At 59.2% G+C, this 16,066-nt stretch carries 16 protein-coding genes and 1 riboswitch; of the genes, 6 read left to right on the top strand and 10 right to left on the bottom strand.

The annotated features are described in order from the left end of the window. Nucleotides 1-566 precede the first annotated feature (566 nt). Complete coding sequence (locus BN4575_RS17815; protein ID WP_068979190.1) at nt 567-1,058, top strand: RNA recognition motif domain-containing protein; 492 nt, start codon at nt 567-569, stop codon at nt 1,056-1,058. 7 nt (nt 1,059-1,065) lie between these two features. Here the strand turns inward: BN4575_RS17815 and murI are convergent, their stop codons facing one another. The 3 genes from murI to BN4575_RS17800 all read right to left on the bottom strand — a co-directional run bounded on the left by murI (nt 1,066) and on the right by BN4575_RS17800 (nt 4,975). After that, nucleotides 1,066-1,869, bottom strand: coding sequence for a glutamate racemase (gene murI / locus BN4575_RS17810; protein ID WP_068979195.1), 804 nt, complete (start codon nt 1,867-1,869; stop codon nt 1,066-1,068). A gap of 114 nt (nt 1,870-1,983) precedes the next feature. After that, entirely contained in the window at nt 1,984-3,807 is a 1,824-nt protein-coding gene (locus tag BN4575_RS17805; RefSeq protein WP_068979189.1) for a TonB-dependent receptor domain-containing protein, read from the bottom strand. A gap of 51 nt (nt 3,808-3,858) precedes the next feature. Then, nucleotides 3,859-4,037, bottom strand: a riboswitch (cobalamin riboswitch). A gap of 35 nt (nt 4,038-4,072) precedes the next feature. Beyond that, complete coding sequence (locus BN4575_RS17800; protein ID WP_068979188.1) at nt 4,073-4,975, bottom strand: LysR family transcriptional regulator; 903 nt, start codon at nt 4,973-4,975, stop codon at nt 4,073-4,075. A gap of 109 nt (nt 4,976-5,084) precedes the next feature. On the opposite strand from BN4575_RS17800, the gene BN4575_RS17795 reads away from it, so the two are divergent. The 4 genes from BN4575_RS17795 to BN4575_RS17780 all read left to right on the top strand — a co-directional run bounded on the left by BN4575_RS17795 (nt 5,085) and on the right by BN4575_RS17780 (nt 8,012). Continuing rightward, the gene (locus BN4575_RS17795) at nt 5,085-6,011 is read left to right on the top strand and encodes a sodium-dependent bicarbonate transport family permease (RefSeq protein ID WP_040069609.1); all 927 of its coding nucleotides are present in this window, start codon (nt 5,085-5,087) and stop codon (nt 6,009-6,011) included. A 4-nt stretch (nt 6,012-6,015) separates the two neighbouring features. After that, nucleotides 6,016-6,318, top strand: a complete 303-nt coding sequence (locus BN4575_RS17790; RefSeq protein ID WP_005321666.1) for a P-II family nitrogen regulator — start codon at nt 6,016-6,018, stop codon at nt 6,316-6,318. Between the two features lie 63 nt (nt 6,319-6,381). Continuing rightward, nucleotides 6,382-6,891 carry a 5-(carboxyamino)imidazole ribonucleotide mutase gene (gene purE, locus BN4575_RS17785; protein ID WP_068979187.1) on the top strand — a complete coding sequence of 170 codons (510 nt, stop codon included), beginning with the start codon at nt 6,382-6,384 and terminating at the stop codon, nt 6,889-6,891. Continuing rightward, nucleotides 6,888-8,012: a 5-(carboxyamino)imidazole ribonucleotide synthase gene (locus tag BN4575_RS17780; RefSeq protein ID WP_068979186.1), complete on the top strand. Its 1,125-nt coding sequence runs from the start codon at nt 6,888-6,890 to the stop codon at nt 8,010-8,012. Before purE ends, BN4575_RS17780 begins: the two co-directional genes overlap by 4 nt. 73 nt (nt 8,013-8,085) lie before the next feature. Here the strand turns inward: BN4575_RS17780 and BN4575_RS17775 are convergent, their stop codons facing one another. From BN4575_RS17775 to BN4575_RS21895, 7 genes are all read right to left on the bottom strand, one after another. Next, nucleotides 8,086-9,276 carry an L-lactate MFS transporter gene (locus BN4575_RS17775; protein ID WP_005357090.1) on the bottom strand — a complete coding sequence of 397 codons (1,191 nt, stop codon included), beginning with the start codon at nt 9,274-9,276 and terminating at the stop codon, nt 8,086-8,088. Between the two features lie 109 nt (nt 9,277-9,385). Further along, complete coding sequence (locus BN4575_RS17770) at nt 9,386-10,129, bottom strand: LytR/AlgR family response regulator transcription factor (protein ID WP_005357093.1); 744 nt, start codon at nt 10,127-10,129, stop codon at nt 9,386-9,388. Between the two features lie 46 nt (nt 10,130-10,175). Further along, nucleotides 10,176-11,849 carry a sensor histidine kinase gene (locus tag BN4575_RS17765; RefSeq protein WP_005357096.1) on the bottom strand — a complete coding sequence of 558 codons (1,674 nt, stop codon included), beginning with the start codon at nt 11,847-11,849 and terminating at the stop codon, nt 10,176-10,178. 81 nt (nt 11,850-11,930) lie between these two features. After that, nucleotides 11,931-13,115 carry an NAD(P)/FAD-dependent oxidoreductase gene (locus tag BN4575_RS17760; RefSeq protein WP_005355716.1) on the bottom strand — a complete coding sequence of 395 codons (1,185 nt, stop codon included), beginning with the start codon at nt 13,113-13,115 and terminating at the stop codon, nt 11,931-11,933. A 150-nt stretch (nt 13,116-13,265) separates the two neighbouring features. Further along, entirely contained in the window at nt 13,266-13,790 is a 525-nt protein-coding gene (gene ftnA / locus BN4575_RS17755; protein WP_068979185.1) for a non-heme ferritin, read from the bottom strand. 92 nt (nt 13,791-13,882) lie between these two features. After that, nucleotides 13,883-15,070, bottom strand: coding sequence for an enoyl-ACP reductase FabV (fabV, locus tag BN4575_RS17750; protein WP_068979184.1), 1,188 nt, complete (start codon nt 15,068-15,070; stop codon nt 13,883-13,885). Then, nucleotides 15,067-15,327 carry a hypothetical protein gene (locus BN4575_RS21895; protein WP_141689857.1) on the bottom strand — a complete coding sequence of 87 codons (261 nt, stop codon included), beginning with the start codon at nt 15,325-15,327 and terminating at the stop codon, nt 15,067-15,069. Before BN4575_RS21895 ends, fabV begins: the two co-directional genes overlap by 4 nt. 232 nt (nt 15,328-15,559) lie before the next feature. Here BN4575_RS21895 and BN4575_RS17745 point away from each other — a divergent pair, with 232 nt between their 5' ends. Next, nucleotides 15,560-15,997, top strand: coding sequence for a universal stress protein (locus tag BN4575_RS17745; RefSeq protein WP_005339229.1), 438 nt, complete (start codon nt 15,560-15,562; stop codon nt 15,995-15,997). The last annotated feature ends 69 nt before the right edge of the window (nt 15,998-16,066 follow it).

Below are 16,066 nucleotides of genomic sequence, written 5' to 3'. Positions count from 1 at the left end.
GTTCGACTTCTTATTGCTAAGAAATCGTCTTGGTCACTTCACCAGACATTGAAAATCAAAAATTAATTTTGATGCTCGATGCTGTGAGTGCCCACACAGATTGCTTGATTCAAATTGTTAAAGAGCGTTGCGCTTGTCGCGCTGAGGAGGCGTATAATACGCTTCTCACTTCGAGAGTCAAGCGATTGTTTTCGCTTTTCTTTCGGCGCCCACTTCACCAGGAAGCTAGCTCATCAGTCCGGCGTGTTCCGCCGTGCTGGTAGGGGCGCATTATAGGGAGCCGCGCCGGGATGACAAGGGATTTTTTGAAGATAATCACGAAATCTTCAAATTATTCAATTAGAAACAGCTTATTCAGTGTATATATACAATGTTATCCACAATCTGGCTGTTTCACTCCCTTTTTAGCGTCATTTTGTCGCCATTACTGGCCTCTGGAATGCCATACTGGAGCCGATAACCTCTCCCGAGTGGTCCATGGTAGCGCCAATCAGGAAAGCTGGTTACCATGGAGGTGAATATAGTGTTGCACCTTTTTTGCTTTCATTTACAAAAGGTCTTTTAAGATGAATTTATCCAAGTTTCCCGTATATATGCAGGCCGCAATCCTTGCTCTGATATTGGCAGTGGTTGGTTACCTGGTAGCCCAGGCCCTGCACTTCTCTTTAAAAGCAGAAGTGATTTTTGCTGCAGGTCTGGCCATCGGCGGTTTTGTGGTCCCGCTGTTCCTGAAGCGAACCCAGGCTGATGCCGCTGAATCAATCACCAGTCAGGAGACTTGCACCTTATATGTAGGCAACCTGCCCTATCGCGCCAACGAGATTGCGGTGCGCGAATTGTTTGCCGAACAGGGCCAAGTGATATCCGTGCGGTTGATGAAGGACAAGGCCACCGGCAAGCGCAGAGGTTTCGGTTTCGTGGAGATGCCCGCCGCCGATGCCGCCAGAGCGATTGCCGCTTTGAATGACAAAGAGTACCAGCAGCGTACCCTCAAGGTACGTGAAGCGAATGACAAGCGGGATAAAGAAGAAAGGGAGGGGAGTGACGCGGAGATCTAATCCCGCGTCAGACCCTGACCTCTTCCAGTAATGAGAGCCCCCATGCTTGCAAGGGGGCTCTCAGTTTTTGAGCCGTCTCATCGAGCCGGGTGCAGTAAGCCTTGGCCATCCCTTCATTCGATGGCACGGATACAGAGCTGGAGTTCACCCCACTGGCCAGCAGCCACGCAACCCGTTTTGCGACGGCACAGCCTGAGTCAATCAACTGACACTGCGGCATCAGTTGCTGTATCTCTTCATTTAGTAGTGGGAAATGGGTACACCCCAACACCAGCGTATCCGGCACGCTTTCCCCTTCCAGCCAGTCCGCCAACACTTCTTGCAGCAGCGCCATATTGACCGGCAACCCCGCCAGCTTGTGTTCTGCTTCTATTACCAACTCGGTGGTGCCTTTAAGCAAAACCCGCTTGCCCGGTGCAAACTGGGCTATCAACTCATGGGTATAATGCCGGCTCACCGTACCCGGCGTGGCCAACAGACCGATACAGCCATTGCGGGTCTGGGCCGCGGCCGGTTTGATGGCGGGCACCACCCCCACCACCGGAATATCCAGTGCCGCGCGCAGTGCTGGCAGGCAGATAGTGCTAGCGGTATTGCAGGCAATGACCACCAGATCAATATGATGACGGGACACCATGGTAGTGACTAATCGGGAACAAGCGGCAATCAGGGCCGGTTCGCTTAGCTCACCATAGGGGAAGTTGGCGTTATCGAAACAGTAGAAATAGTGGTGTGCCGGCAGCGCGCGGCGGATCTCGCGATAGATGGTCAAGCCACCCATACCGGAATCAAACACGAGAATATTGGCCACTTGACCTCCCCTTTGGTGCAAGGCGGCGATCATACTCCCGCCTGTGCCCAATAGAAAAGGCCCCGCATATGGCAGGGCCTGGGTTTTCGCCTGAAAACGACAGCGCGCTTAACCTTAAAAACGATAGTCTGCGGTCACCTTGGCTTCGGCTCCTGGCGCAGCGTAGCCATACGCCCCCTCATAGTTACGATCGAAGAGGTTATCGATTCGCCCCCCGAGGGTCAGGGCGTTGGTCGCCGGATAGGTCGCCGCCAGATTGAACACTGTATAAGAAGGTAACTGTTTAGTTGCCCCCAGATCGGTCCGTTCCCCGGTATAAAGGATCTCGCCAGACCACAGAACGGAGCCAAGACTGACTTCAGTAATCAAGCTGCCTTTATGCTTGGCCACCCGGTCCAGCTGGCGATCTTGCTTGCTTCTATCCTGAGCGCGGGTGTAGTCGTAACTGACCTTGTGGTGGAACGGCCCGGTGTCCAATCCAATGGCCAGCTCAACCCCTTCCAGTCGCACCTCCCCGATGTTGTAAGGGCGATAGTCCGGACCGTAGTCGATCATTTCATTGATGTCGTTGCGATAAAGATTCGTTGACCAATCCCAGGCGCTATAGCGGCCGGATAAGCCCAGCTCAATATTCTTGCTCTCTTCTGGCTTGAGATAGTCACTTTTTGGGGAGTATGGAGAGTAAAGATCCATAAAGGTCGGGGCTTTGAACGCAGTTCCATAGCTCAGTCGCAGATGATGATTCTCATCGACATCCAAACCGCTGGCTGCAGACCAGGTGTTGTGGCGACCGTATTGCTCGTTGTCATCGGTCCTGCCGGAAAGCTCAAACAGGAACGGATTCCAGCCATAACTACCTACTATAAAGAGCCCTGTATTATCACGGTCAGGCGCAGTAAATGATTGACCACCCGAACGGGAATCAGACTTCAGCTGCTCCCGCTGCCAGTCGGCCCCCCCCGTGATATTTGCCCCTTTAATTAGGTTCCAGTTATTGACCCAAGAGAGACGCGTCAAGCCAGTGTGAATAGGCTCGCCGCTAGCTTCGCCCTTGTTATCAAGCCAGGTTTTTAACTTATTTTCGCCATAGCTAGCTTCCAGGCGACTAGAGATATGATCGTTTTTGAACAGCACTCCGCCATCAAGCTGAGCAGCCTGATTCCGATTCATATCGCTATCGTTACCGTCACTCTCGGTGATGTTATTAAAACCCTGAGCGTTAAAATCAGCGCTCCAGGCATCACTAAAGCTGTGATTCAGGCCAACCTGACCGTTCAAACCGGCAAAGCCATCGCGATCTGGCTGCAGCGACGTCCAGCCATCTTGTGCCCGAACGTCGTAACCATCGGTACGCTCATAACCGATCATCATATTCATATCGGTCTGCTGGCCGAGTGCCTGCACGGTTCTCAGCTCCCCAAGCCCATAACCATGCGAGCCAACCCCACCTTTAACGTGAGTCTCGTTGCCATTTTTTGCTGACGTTTTGGTGATGAGGTTGATAACACCACTGATGGCGTCAGAGCCATAAATGGCGGCGCGCGGCCCGCGGATATATTCAACACGCTCGATATTGCCTAGCGGAATCTGGCTAAGGTCATTACTACCAGTTACCAGAGTGGGGACGGGGCGGCCATTTACCAGCAGCAGGGAGTGCTTGGTTTTAGCCCCCCTGATGTAAAGGCTGCTTTGATGACCTCTCCCGCCCAGCGTTGTTACTTGAACACCCGGCAGGGTTTTTAACAAATCGGGCAAATTGTCTATCTGGCGGGCTTCAATCTCGGCGCGATCAATCACTACCACGGGAGCCAGCACCGAGCTGACCGGTTGTTCCACGCGATTGGCAGTGATCACCAGAGTTGGATTGATGGGGATGGTGGTTTGGGCAAACGCCGCCGTCGGCAACAGGGCAGCCGCCACCAATAATGTCTTGGACATGAGAGATCCTTAAGTTCGCGTAAGTATCTACTTCGTAGCCGGTTTCTCTCGGCACGAAATACGAACTTTGGCAGGTCTTCGGGCTCGGGGGCTAATAACCTACGGCGACGGCTTCCCACCTGACGGCAGTGCCCTGATGTCGCTTCGCTCCCCCTTACCGCTGCGCGCCAGCTCCGGATTTTCACCGGATTCCCTATTAAGCATGATGCGCCAAAGCGGGGGGATTATAGGCAGAGCAAGGCTGGATGTATAGCCATCCAGATTTCTATGCATGGCCACCCAGCGCTGCCAGCCGCTGCTGTGCCCCCGCCATCACCGCCTGCACTCCGGGATGGGAGAGATGGCGGCCCGCCGAGACCAGATAGTAGGAAAGCATCACCTCGGGCAGGGTCGCAATCCGTTCGACACCATAGAGGCGCCCAATCTCGTCGGCCATGGCCAGTGGCGCGGGAAAGATCCCCATCCCCGCCTTGCCGAATGACTTCATCAGAGTCGAGTCGTCAAACTGACCGACCAGATGAGGATGGATGCCCTGCTGGCGATACCACGCCAGCAACCGGTCGTGGGTGGCCGATTTGTCGCCGGGGATCAGCAACGGCAACCCCTCCAGCGAGGCGGGAAAACCAGCCCGTGCCCGCGCTGCCAGCTCGGGTGTGGCAAACAGCGCCAGCGGGCTGCGTCCCAGTTCGTGGTTATAACCGCGCAGATTGCTGTCGGCTGGGAGCGGACGATCGATCAGCACCATGTCGAGCTTGTGACGGGCCAGTTCGCTGAACAGCAGCTCGGCCCGCTCTTCGTGGCATATCAACCGCAGCGGTGTTGCCAACGCCATCGCCGGGGCCAGCAGCTCGAACGCCAACGCTCGCGGCACCGAGTCAGCGATCCCCACCTGCATGGTCAGCTCCTGACTGGCGTGGCGCAGGGAGTGTTCCAGCTCGGCCCCCAGCGAAAAGATCGCCCCCGCCTGCTCCTGCGCTTGCCGTCCAGCAGCCGTCAGTTCAAGGCGCCGCCCTACCCGGTTGAACAGTGCCACCCCGAGAGAGCTCTCCAGTTCGGCAACCTGACCGCTGATAGTCTGCGGCGTGAGATGCAGCTGTTGCGCCGCCTGCGTCACGCTGCCACTGCGCGCCACATGCCAGAAGTAGTAGAGCTGTTTGTAGTTGAGCATGCCGTTCCCTATCAGTTTTTATCGAACAACCATCAGCGAGAATCTGATTTTATCGAAACATTGCGAGCTCTAGCATGCAACCATTATCTGAACTGCCCTGCGAACCATCATGCTGGACGTTGTTGTACTCTTCTTTCTGTTTGGTCTGCTGGCCGGTCTGGTGCGCTCCGAGCTCAAACTGCCTCCTGCCCTCTACGACACCCTCTCCCTCTTTCTGCTGCTGGCCATCGGCCTCAAGGGCGGCGTCGGTCTGGCCCAGCAATCCCTGCAACCTCTGCTGCCACAACTGGCGCTGGTGATCCTGCTCGGCGTGGTGCAGACCCTGCTCGGCTTTGCCGTGCTGCGCCTCAAGATGAACCGGGTGGATGCCGCCGCCACCGCCGCCCACTATGGTTCGGTCAGCGTCGCCACCTTTGCGGTCGGGGTGAACTGGCTCACCGAGCGGGGCATCAGCTTTGAATCCCAGCTCTCCATCTTCTTGGCTGTAATGGAGATCCCGGCCATTCTGGTGGGTATAGTGCTCGCCCGCGGCATCAGTCGCGAGACCCGCTGGCGCATGCTGGCCCACGAGACCTTCCTCGGCAAAGGGGTAACCCTGCTGCTCGGCGGCATGGCCATCGGCTATCTGGCCGGGCCGGACGGGATTGCCCCGCTCAAACCGCTGTTTGTCGACCTGTTCAAAGGGGCACTGGCGCTGTTCCTGCTGGAGATGGGCCTCATCGTCGCCCGTCAGTGTCAGGACTTACGCAAGCATGGCTTCTTCCTGCTCGGCTTCGCCCTGTTGATGCCGCTCGCCTCGGCTGGACTGGGATTGGCAGCTGGCCAGCTGATGGGGCTCTCTCTCGGCGGACTAACCCTGCTGGCGACCCTGGCGGCCAGCGCCTCCTATATTGCCGTGCCGGCTACCATGCGCATCGCCGTGCCTCAGGCCAACCCGGGGCTCTCTCTCAGCGCCGTGCTGGGGGTCACCTTCCCGTTCAACATCATGCTGGGGATCCCGCTCTACCACAGCTGGGCCCGCCACTTCACGGAGTAGCCACATGCAGACCGAGACCCGCACCCTGCTGACCGTCATCACGGAAGCCAATCTGGAGCCGACCCTGCTGCGCACCCTCACCCGCGAGGGGCTGCGCGGCTACACCATCACGGATGCCCGCGGCAGGGGGGATCATGGCGAGCGCAACGCCAGCTGGAGCGAGAGCGGCAACATCCGGCTGGAGGCGATCTGCAGCCGGGAGCAGGCGGAGCGGCTGCTGGCCCACCTGCAGAGTCGCTACTACCCCGACTACGCCATGATCGCCTTTCTGCAACCGGTCGAAATCGTGCGACCCGAGAAATTCTGAGCCGGCTTGCCGGCTCTTTTTGTTTACTAAAAGCAAACGTTTAACAGTAAGGATTCAGAGAAAATGAACACCCCTCCCCTGATCGGCCTGGTAATGGGCTCCGACTCCGACTGGCCCGTGCTGCAGGCCGCCGCCCGCATCCTCAAGGAGCACGGCGTGCCCTACGAGGCTAAGGTGGTCTCGGCCCATCGCACCCCGGATCTGCTGTTCGAGTATGCCGCCACTGCCCGCGAGCGCGGACTGCGCGCCATCATCGCCGGGGCCGGTGGCGCTGCCCATCTGCCGGGCATGGTCGCCGCCAAGACCACTCTTCCGGTGCTGGGGGTGCCCATCCCCTCCCGTCATCTCAAGGGAATGGACTCCCTGCTCTCCATCGTGCAGATGCCCAAAGGGGTGCCGGTCGCCACCTTCGCCATCGGCGAGGCGGGGGCCGCCAACGCCGCCCTGTTTGCAGTCTCTCTGCTCTCCGTTGCACAAGACGGCGATGCCTCCCGCTACCGGCAGCAGCTCGACGACTTCCGCACCCACGAGCGAAATCGGGTGCAGGCACTGCAACTGGAGGAGCCGACATGATAGTGCCACCCGCCACCCTCGGCATGCTGGGGGGCGGCCAGCTTGGCCGCTACTTCGTGATGGCCGCCCACCGCCTCGGCTACAAGGTGGTGGTGCTGGATCCCGATCCGGCCAGCATCGCCGGTGCCGCCGCCGATCACCATATTGTCGCCCCCTATGACGACACTGGGGCACTGGTCGATTTGGCCAGCCGCTGCGAGGCCATCAGCTGCGAGTTCGAGAACGTGCCCGCCACCACCCTCGCGCTGCTCGAAAAACAAAAACCGGTACGCCCGGCCGCCAGCGCAGTGCGCATCTGTCAGGATCGCCGCGAGGAGAAAGCCTTTCTGCGCGGAGCAAACATCCCGATCGCCCCCTATCTGGCGCTACTGCCGGAAGAGCCTATCCCCGCACAGGCCAGCGAACTCTTACCCGCCATCCTCAAGACTGCCCGCGAGGGGTACGACGGCAAGGGGCAGTGGCAGGCGAGCAATCTGGATGAGCTGGCGACGGCGCTGGCAGCCAGTGCTGTGCCTTGCGTGCTGGAGCAACGGCTGACTCTGGAAGGGGAGTTTGCCCTTACCCTGGCCCGCAGCCCGAGCGGCGCCATCAGCTCACTGCCACTGGTGCAGAACTGGCACAGCGGCGGCATTCTCGACCTGACTCGCTCCCCGGCCAATGTGCAGGCGCTGGAGAGTGAAGCCAAAGGGATAGCCGAGCGGCTGATCGCCGCCCTCGATTACGTGGGTGTGCTGACGGTGGAGTTCTTTCTGGTGGGCGGCCAGCTGTTGGTCAACGAGCTGGCGCCCCGCCCCCACAACTCGGGCCACCCCAGCCTAGACAACGCCGCATGCAGCCAGTTCGAGCTGCAGGTGCGCGCCCTGTGCGATCTGCCGCTGCCAGAGCAGATCGCCGTGCGCCCTGCCCTGTTAATCAACCTGCTGGGGGATCTCTGGCAAAACGGCACGCCCGACTGGGCCGCCCTGCTGGCGCTGCCCGGCCTGCAGCTGCACCTCTACGGCAAGGGCGACCCCCGCCCCGGCCGCAAGATGGGCCATATCACGGTAACCGGTGATGAGTGGCCAACGGTGGAGGAGACCTGCCGTCAGGCCCGCCAGCTGCTGGGGCTAGCGCCACGCTGATCGACCATCGGAAATGCAAAGACCCGGGCATGGCCCGGGTCTTCGTTTTTGCTTGCTGTGGCAGGGAGGTTTATCAGGCCCGCTCCACCGCTACCGGCGCCGGCAGGCGAATGGTGAGGGAGAGCACCAGCGCCACCACCAGCAACACCAGGATCAGGTTGAAGGTCGCCATAAAGCCACCAAACAGGGAGGCCACGATGGAGCCAATGATGCTGCCCAGACCAAAGCCCAGATAGATGACGCCGTAGTTCTTGGTCAGGTTGTTGAGACCGAAGAAATCACTCACCAGCGAGGGGTAGACGGTGATGGTGCCGCCGAAGCTGAACGCCACACAGGCGACCGCCACGAAGAAGAGGTTGGCGTTGAGCGGCACGAACAGCAGCAGCACCATGCCCGCCAGGGTAATCAGCTGGGCGATGGTGATGACCCGAATGCGGGACATCTTGTCGGAGAGGATTCCCAGCACCAGACGGCCACCCAGGTTGGCCATGGCGATGATGGCAACGGCGTTGGCCGCCACCGCAGTCGACAGACCGACCATGCTTTCGCCGATGTCTTTGGCGACGCCGATGACGTAGAGGCCGCTCATGCAGGCGGTGAGAAACATTAGCGCCAGCATCCAGTACTGCGGCTTGCGCATCGCCTCGGCCAGAGTGAAGTCACGACTCTCGCTCTGTTGCAAAGAGGCAGCCTGCTTGGGCGCATCCTTCATCAACATGCCGCCCACCAGCACCATGGACATGGCGATCAGCCCCCACAGCTGGAAGGTGGTCTCAAGACCCGCGCTGGAGAGCAGCAGCAGGTTGATGTATTTGAAACCGAGACTGCCGAGGCCATAGGCCCCGATGGAGCAGGCAGAGATCAGCCCCTTGCGCTCCGGGAACCACTTCACGCAGTTGGAGAGGGTCATCAGGTAACCGGTACCGTCAGCAAAACCGACCAGAATGCCCGCGCAGAGGTAGAGCATCGCCAGATTGCTGGCATGGGCGGTGAGGAAGAAGCCGATGCCGAGCAGCACGCCAGCCCCCAGAGTGACATTGCGCACCCCGAATCGCTCCTGCAGCTTGCCCGCCATGGAGGAGGCGACTGCCAGCGACAGGCTGAGCAGGCCAAAGGCGAAGGCCACCTGACTCACCGGCTCGTCCAGCTTGTCGGAGAGCTGGGCGTTGAACAGGCTCCAGGTGTAGACAGAACCCAGTGCGAACTGGGTGATGATGGTACCGATCAGTGTCAGGTAGCGGGTGCGATTCATCTCTTTGGTCATGATGCGTCTCGGTCGATGGCCTTCAGGAAATTGAGGCCACTATAGGCAAGACGCAGCTCGCGCAGATCGATTAAGGCATGAAATGCAGATCGGCGGGAATGAATGACAATCAGAGCCGCATCAGCTGACGGAACGCCTTGATGTTGCTGCGACTGACCGGCACCTCGAACGGCAGATCATGGAGCCGGATGAGATAGGTGCTGTTAAACCAAGGCACTATTTCGCGGATCTTGTTGATGTTGACGCAGTAGGAGCGGTGGCAGCGAAAGAACCCCTCGGCAGGCAGGCGGCTGACAAACTCGCTGATGGTCATGGTCATCACATAGCGGTCATCGCGGGTGTAGACATAGGTGAGCTTCTCGTCCGCTTCGGCGTAGTAGATCTGCTCGCAGGGGGTGACTATGATGCGCTCCCCCTTCACCAGATTGACGGTGCGATTCTGCGGGCTGATCACGTCGCCGCTCGCCTCCCCGGTGGTGGCTGGCTGCGACTTGCCCGCATGCTCGAGCTTTTGCAGCAGATTGATGATGCGCGGCTCGTTGTAGGGCTTGAGGATGTAGTCGAACGCCTCCAGCTCGAACGCCTCCACCGCAAACTCCTTGTAGGCGGTGACGAAGACGATATGGGGCGGATGGCTCGACTTGTGCAGGTTCTTGGCCAGCAGCAGACCGTCGATGGAGGGGATCTGGATATCCAGAAACACCACATCCACCTCGTGATCCTGCAGGTATTTGAACGCCTCCAGCCCATCTTCGAAGCTCGCCACTATCTCGATGGTGCTGTGCTGATTAACCAGATAGATCAGCTCCTCGCGGGCCAGATATTCATCTTCGACAATAATGGCTTTCAGCATGACAACACCTCTCGCGGCACACACTTATCCTCAACCATGATGGCACTCAGCATGGCATCGACTCCTGATCCGGCAGATAGAAACTCACTTCGGTACCCGGCTCCAGCCGCTTGAGGTGCAGGCCGTCGCCATAGAGCAGCTTGACCCGCTGATGCACGTTCATCAGGCCGATGCTGCGGCTCTCCACCCGACCGGCGGCCACCCCGTCGATCACCGCCTGACTGATGCCGTAACCGGTATCGCGCACCGCGACCCGGATACCGCCCGCCAGCTGTTTCACCTCGATGGTGACCCGACCCGGCGCGCTGCGGGGCTGGATGCCGTGCAGGATGGCGTTTTCCACCAGCGGCTGCAACAGCAGGCTCGGCACCTGAATGTGCACGTCGTCCACCTCGAACACCACCTCCAGCTTGTCGCCGAAGCGGGCCTGCTCGATGGCCACGTAGTCGCGCACCTGCTGCAGCTCCTCCTGAATGTCGATCAACTCATCCCCCTTGTTGAGGTTGTAGCGCAGATAATCCGCCAGATTGGCGATCAGCTGGCGCGCCTGCTGGGGCCGGATGCGGATCAGTGACGAGATGGCGTTGAGGGCATTGAACAGGAAGTGCGGGTTGATCTTGCTCTGCAGCGCGGTGAACTCTGCCTTGCGGGTCATCTCTTTGAGCTGCTCGATGCGCGACACCTCCATCTGGGTGGAGATGAGCTGGGAGAGGCCCACCGCCATCTCTCGCAGCGAGCTGGTGATGCTGTGGGTGCGGCGATAGTAGATCTTGAGGGTACCGCTCACCGAGCCGTTTTCCCGCAGCGGAATAATGATGACCGAGTGGAAATCGGAGAGGTGATACTGGCGCAAATCGTTGTTGATGATGATCTGGTCGAGCAGCACCGCCTGCTGGGTCATGCCGCTGATGGCGTGGTGCTCATCCAGCTCGTAATAGTCCTTGCCCACCCCGACATAAGCCAGCACGTCATGGGTATCTGTGATGGCCACCGCATCGGCGCTGATGTCGCGCCGAATCACATCGCACACCTGACTGAGGGAGTGGCGATCGATGTTCTGGAAGAAAGGCAGCGTCTTGTTGGCGATATCGAGCGCCAACTTGGCCTGCTTGGCGGCAATCAGCTCCTTCTCGTCATCCAGATCCTGCACCAGCTTGATGATAAGGCCGATGCAGAGCGCCCCGGCGATCATCGGATAGGCGATGTGGTTAACGATCTCCACCCCGACTTCGTGGGGCTCGGTCAGCAGCCAGATCAGCAGCATGGTGAGCCCTTCACAGAGCATTCCCGCCAGAATGCCGTAGAGCCAGAGCCGCGACTTGCGACAGCGCAGGTGCAGCCAGGTGGCGAGCAGACCGGCGATAATACTGGCGATAAGGCAAGGGATGGAGGTGTGACCATCCATGTCGATGAGATAGCGGTGCAGACCGGAGATGACCCCGGCCGGAATGCCGACCCAGGGACCGAACAGGATGCCACCGGAGATAATGGCAATGATCCGCACGTTGATCAGCGCCCCCTCCACCGGAATGCCGGTGTAGGTACTGAACACCGCAAACAGGCCGAAGATGGAGGCCACCAGCACCAGCTCCGCCGGGGTGTGATCCCGCTTCTGGAACAGCCGCTGGAACGGCCGGGTGCGGGTCAGGAAGAAGAGGGTCATCAGCATCAGCGCCGCCCGTTCGAACACCGCCAACAACATCATCTGATTCTCAAGCATCTGCGCCCCCTTGCGGCAACCCGACCGATCACCATAACCCTGACCAATAAATCGGGGCCGGATAAACCAGCCCCTGTGACATCAACAGTACTGACCAGCCACCCAGCCGGAGGACCAGGCCCACTGGAAGTTGTAGCCACCGAGCCAGCCGGTCACATCCACCACTTCGCCGATGAAGTAGAGGCCGGGCACCTTGCGCGCCTCCATGGTCTTGGAGGAGAGCTCGTTGGTATCGACGCCGCCCAGGGTCACTTCAGCGGTGCGATACCCCTCGGTACCGTTGGGCAGGATCTGCCAGTCACCCAGCAGGTTGGCCACTGCTTCCAGTTCACGCTCGTTGTACTGGCGCATCGGCTTGCTGACCAGCTGACCCAGCTCCACCAGTTTGTCGACGAAGCGCTTGGGCAGCTCGCGCCCCAGCACGGTTTTCAGCTCCTGCGCCGGGTGCGCCTGCGCCCATTCGCGCAGGGCAGCCGGAATATCCAGCTCCGGCAGCAGGTTGATGTGGATCTTCTCACCCGCATGCCAGTAGGAGGAGATCTGCAGGATGACGGGGCCGGAGAGGCCGCGATGGGTGAACAGCATCGCCTCCTTGAAGCGGGTGCCATCCTCGGCGGTCACCGCTACCGGCAGGCTGATGCCAGCCAGATCAGCGAACGCCTCTTTCTCGGCCTGATGGAGGGTAAAGGGCACCAGTCCGGCGCGGGTCGGCAGCACCTTGAGACCGAACTGCTCCGCCAGCTTGAAGCCATAAGGGGTAGCACCCAGCTTGGGCATGGAGAGACCGCCGGTCGCCACCACCAGCGAGTGGCAGCCGATCTCACCCTTGCTGGTGGTCAGCACAAAGCCTTCGTCCTGCTTGCTGACGGTGAGGATCTCGGTCTGGAACTGCAGGGTCACCCCGGCCCAGTCACACTCGGTGAGCAGCACATCGACGATATCCTTGGCGCTCTCGAGACAGAACAGCTGCCCCAAAGTGCGCTCGTGATAGTTGACCCCGTGGCGATCCACCAGATCGATAAAGTCCTGCTGGGTGTAGCGGGCCAGCGCCGACTTGCTGAAGTGGGGATTCTCCGACAGGTAGGCGTGAGCGCCAGCCTGATGGTTGGTGAAGTTGCAGCGGCCACCGCCACTGATGAGGATCTTGCGGCCCGGCTTCTTGGCGTTGTCGAGCACCAGCACGGAGCGGCCACGGTAGCCCGCCTGCGCCGCACACATCAATCCGGCCGCACCGGCCCCGATCACCACCACATCGACCTGCTTCATCATCACTCACTTATCAAAATAGAAACGGCACCTGGCCAGAACCGTGATTGCCTCTGGCGGAACACAACCATAGTGGCTGCCCACCAGAATAAATAACGGCCCTTAAAAGGGCCGTTATTGTACTGGCTGAACACTAAGTGTCCACGACTATCAGGCGTTGTTGTCCATGATGCTGGCAGGGGCGCCCTTGGCCAGTTCGGCCAGCTCCTTGTCGATGAAGTAGAGGCCTTTGCCATCTTCACCCACCAGACCCAGACGGTCGACGATGCTCTTGAACAACTTCTCCTCTTCATGCTGCTCGGCCACATACCACTGCAGGAAGTTGAAAGTGGAGTAGTCCTGAGTGGTGAAGGCTACGTGAGCCAGACCATTGATGCACTTGGTGATGTGGTACTCGTGTTCCAGGGTGGTACGGAACACGTCGCCCAGCGACTTGAACTCGTGGGGAGGGGCATCGATGGCACCCAGTTTTGGCATGGCACCGGTCTCGCTCACGTAGGTGAACAGACGCTCCATGTGCTGGCGCTCCTCGACCGCGTGCTGGCGCAGGAAGGTCGCTGCCCCTTCAAAGCCCTTGTCTTCACACCAGGCACTCATCTGCAGATAGAGATTGGAGGAGTAGAACTCCAGGTTAATCTGCTCGTTCAACTTTTCGATCATGGCTTGGGCCAGCATCTTGTTTCTCCTCAGTGATGTGGTATCGATTGTCGCCACACTCCGGCTTCGAATCAACCCATCAACGAGAGGGAGATCCCGTTTCTTTCAGCTCAGGGGGTCAGCTCGCCAAGGGAGACGACATCCACCGGCGCAGCGTAATCGACACCCGGCAGCTCGAAGCCGTTGAGCTGCATGAAATCCTGCCGCAATCCGGCAAAATCCCCCAGAGCGTGGAAATTCTCCGGCGTAACCTTGGGCCAGAGGGCCGAAACGGCGGCCTGAATGGCCGGGTCCAGCTCGTGGTCATCCATCCGGATCAGCCGGTTACCATCGGCTACTACTCCTTGCGGGCCATACATCTTGGCGGCAAACAGTCGCTGCATCTGCTCGATACAACCCTCATGGACGCCGCGCTCCTTCATCACCCCCATCAGCAGGCCCAGATAGACTGGCAGCACCGGAATATAGGCGCTCGCCTTGGTCACCAACGCCTTGCAGACCGATACCCAGGCGTGACCGCCTACTTCCGCCAGTTGCAGGTTGATGGTCTCGGCGGTGGCATGCAGGTGTTCTTTGGCATAACCGATGGTGCCATCCCGATAGAGGGGATAGGTGGATTCGGGGCCGATATAGGAGTAGGCCACGGTCTGGACGCCAGCGGCCAGACAATCGGCCTGCTGCAACGCCTGCATCCAGAGCTGCCAATCCTCGCCACCCATCACGGTTACGGTGTCGCGGATCTCCTCCGGGGTGGCGGGGGCCAGCGACTGCTGCACCAGGGTATCCTGCTCCAGATCCAGCCCCCAGCCGCTGAACGGCTGACCGGTGGTCTTGAGCACCGAGCGCACTTGCGTGCCGTCGGGCAGCACCCGAATGCCGCTCGCCAGCGAGTAGATCACCAGATCCACCTGCCCCAGCTGCTGGCGGATGGTGTCGATGGCCTGCTGGCGCATGCCATCGGAGAAGGCATCACCGATCAGGTTGATGGCGATACGCCCCTCTTGCTCCGCCGCCTGCCGAAACCAGATGTTGTTGTACCAACCGGCGCTGCCCTGCCCCTTGTCGGAGGGGCCGCGCTCGAACGAGATACCTATGGTGTCGGCCTGCGCGCCGAAGGCGAGTGCGATGCGCGACGCCAACCCGAAACCGGAGGAGGCACCCAGCACCAGCACCCGCTTGGGCCCGTTGAACGGGCCAGCCGCCTTGATCCGTTCGATCTGCTGCTGCACGGCGGCGCGGCAGCCGATGGGGTGACAGTTGCGGGCAACACAGCCCTTGATCTGTGGGTGAATAATCATGAATGAATCTCCAGGGCATCAAGGCGATATGAGGAACGACCGTTGCGGGCAAACCCACACCACACCTGACTCTGCGGGTGAATGATCATGGGAAAGCCGCCAAAGAAACTGGCTACAGCATAACCAAATCGCGGGAGATTAACTTGATGCCGGATCGCATCAGTCAGAAAAGCGGCAATAAATGAGGCCGAAAAACAAAAGGGAGCACGTGGCTCCCCAAAGCGGTATTCAGATGCTTTTTGTTGTTTTGTGTTCATTGCGAAGCACGGGCCCATCCTATGCCTCTCCCCCCTGATCGGCAAGCCAGGGGGTGTGACCTGCTTCAAACTCTTGTTTAATTTATAGGCAAACAATGGTCAATAACTGAGTGGCTCACCCTGTGGCACACGAAATTAAACTCATTTAAATCCCAAAACTGTGCCTGATACACCATTTTAGTTTCAGCAGAGATGGGTATAGTGGGCTGAAGGATCGGTAAGGAGATACCCCATGAGTGGAACAACCTATTACAAGCATATTCTGGCTGCGATCGACCTCTCTGAAGATAACCGCAAGGTGATCGACAAGGCGGTGGACAGAGCTCGCTCCAACGGCGCCAAGCTGTCAGTTATCCATGTCGATGTAGACCTCAAGGATCTCTACACCGAGATGATCGATATCGACATCGACAACGTGCAGGATCAGGTGATCGCTGAAGCGAAAGAGAAGCTGGAGGCATTTCTGGCCTCGGTGGACTATCCCATCGAGAAGAAGCTGGTGATCTGTGGCGATCTGAGCGAGCGGGTCAATCAAGCGGTCAAGGAGTATGAAATCGACCTGCTGGTGTGCGGCCATCGCCAGAGCTTCTGGAGCCTGCTCACCTCCAGTGCCCGTCAGCTGATGAATACGGTGCCGTGCGATCTGCTGGTCGTCCCCTTGCAGAAGTAATGAAACCGGCGTAGTTTGATTTGCTATGAATATGACCGCATTCAATCACAACTACTGGTGGTGCTGCTC

It is taken from the genome of Aeromonas sp. EERV15, from assembly GCF_900079845.1.
Classification (GTDB): domain Bacteria; phylum Pseudomonadota; class Gammaproteobacteria; order Enterobacterales; family Aeromonadaceae; genus Aeromonas; species Aeromonas sobria.
Note: the sequence above shows the minus strand (reverse complement) of the source record. Positions and strands in the feature narration are given on the sequence as shown.

Excerpts from the sequence above, each read along its gene's own strand:
- BN4575_RS17815 (WP_068979190.1), top strand. The coding sequence starts at position 567 with ATGAATTTATCCAAGTTTCCCGTATATATGCAGGCCGCAATCCTTGCT.
- BN4575_RS17805 (WP_068979189.1), bottom strand. The coding sequence starts at position 3,807 with ATGTCCAAGACATTATTGGTGGCGGCTGCCCTGTTGCCGACGGCGGCG.
- BN4575_RS17800 (WP_068979188.1), bottom strand. The coding sequence starts at position 4,975 with ATGCTCAACTACAAACAGCTCTACTACTTCTGGCATGTGGCGCGCAGT.
- BN4575_RS17795 (WP_040069609.1), top strand. The coding sequence starts at position 5,085 with ATGCTGGACGTTGTTGTACTCTTCTTTCTGTTTGGTCTGCTGGCCGGT.
- BN4575_RS17790 (WP_005321666.1), top strand. The coding sequence starts at position 6,016 with ATGCAGACCGAGACCCGCACCCTGCTGACCGTCATCACGGAAGCCAAT.
- purE (WP_068979187.1), top strand. The coding sequence starts at position 6,382 with ATGAACACCCCTCCCCTGATCGGCCTGGTAATGGGCTCCGACTCCGAC.
- BN4575_RS17780 (WP_068979186.1), top strand. The coding sequence starts at position 6,888 with ATGATAGTGCCACCCGCCACCCTCGGCATGCTGGGGGGCGGCCAGCTT.
- BN4575_RS17775 (WP_005357090.1), bottom strand. The coding sequence starts at position 9,276 with ATGACCAAAGAGATGAATCGCACCCGCTACCTGACACTGATCGGTACC.
- BN4575_RS17770 (WP_005357093.1), bottom strand. The coding sequence starts at position 10,129 with ATGCTGAAAGCCATTATTGTCGAAGATGAATATCTGGCCCGCGAGGAG.
- BN4575_RS17765 (WP_005357096.1), bottom strand. The coding sequence starts at position 11,849 with ATGCTTGAGAATCAGATGATGTTGTTGGCGGTGTTCGAACGGGCGGCG.
- BN4575_RS17760 (WP_005355716.1), bottom strand. The coding sequence starts at position 13,115 with ATGAAGCAGGTCGATGTGGTGGTGATCGGGGCCGGTGCGGCCGGATTG.
- ftnA (WP_068979185.1), bottom strand. The coding sequence starts at position 13,790 with ATGCTGGCCCAAGCCATGATCGAAAAGTTGAACGAGCAGATTAACCTG.
- fabV (WP_068979184.1), bottom strand. The coding sequence starts at position 15,070 with ATGATTATTCACCCACAGATCAAGGGCTGTGTTGCCCGCAACTGTCAC.
- BN4575_RS21895 (WP_141689857.1), bottom strand. The coding sequence starts at position 15,327 with ATGAACACAAAACAACAAAAAGCATCTGAATACCGCTTTGGGGAGCCA.
- BN4575_RS17745 (WP_005339229.1), top strand. The coding sequence starts at position 15,560 with ATGAGTGGAACAACCTATTACAAGCATATTCTGGCTGCGATCGACCTC.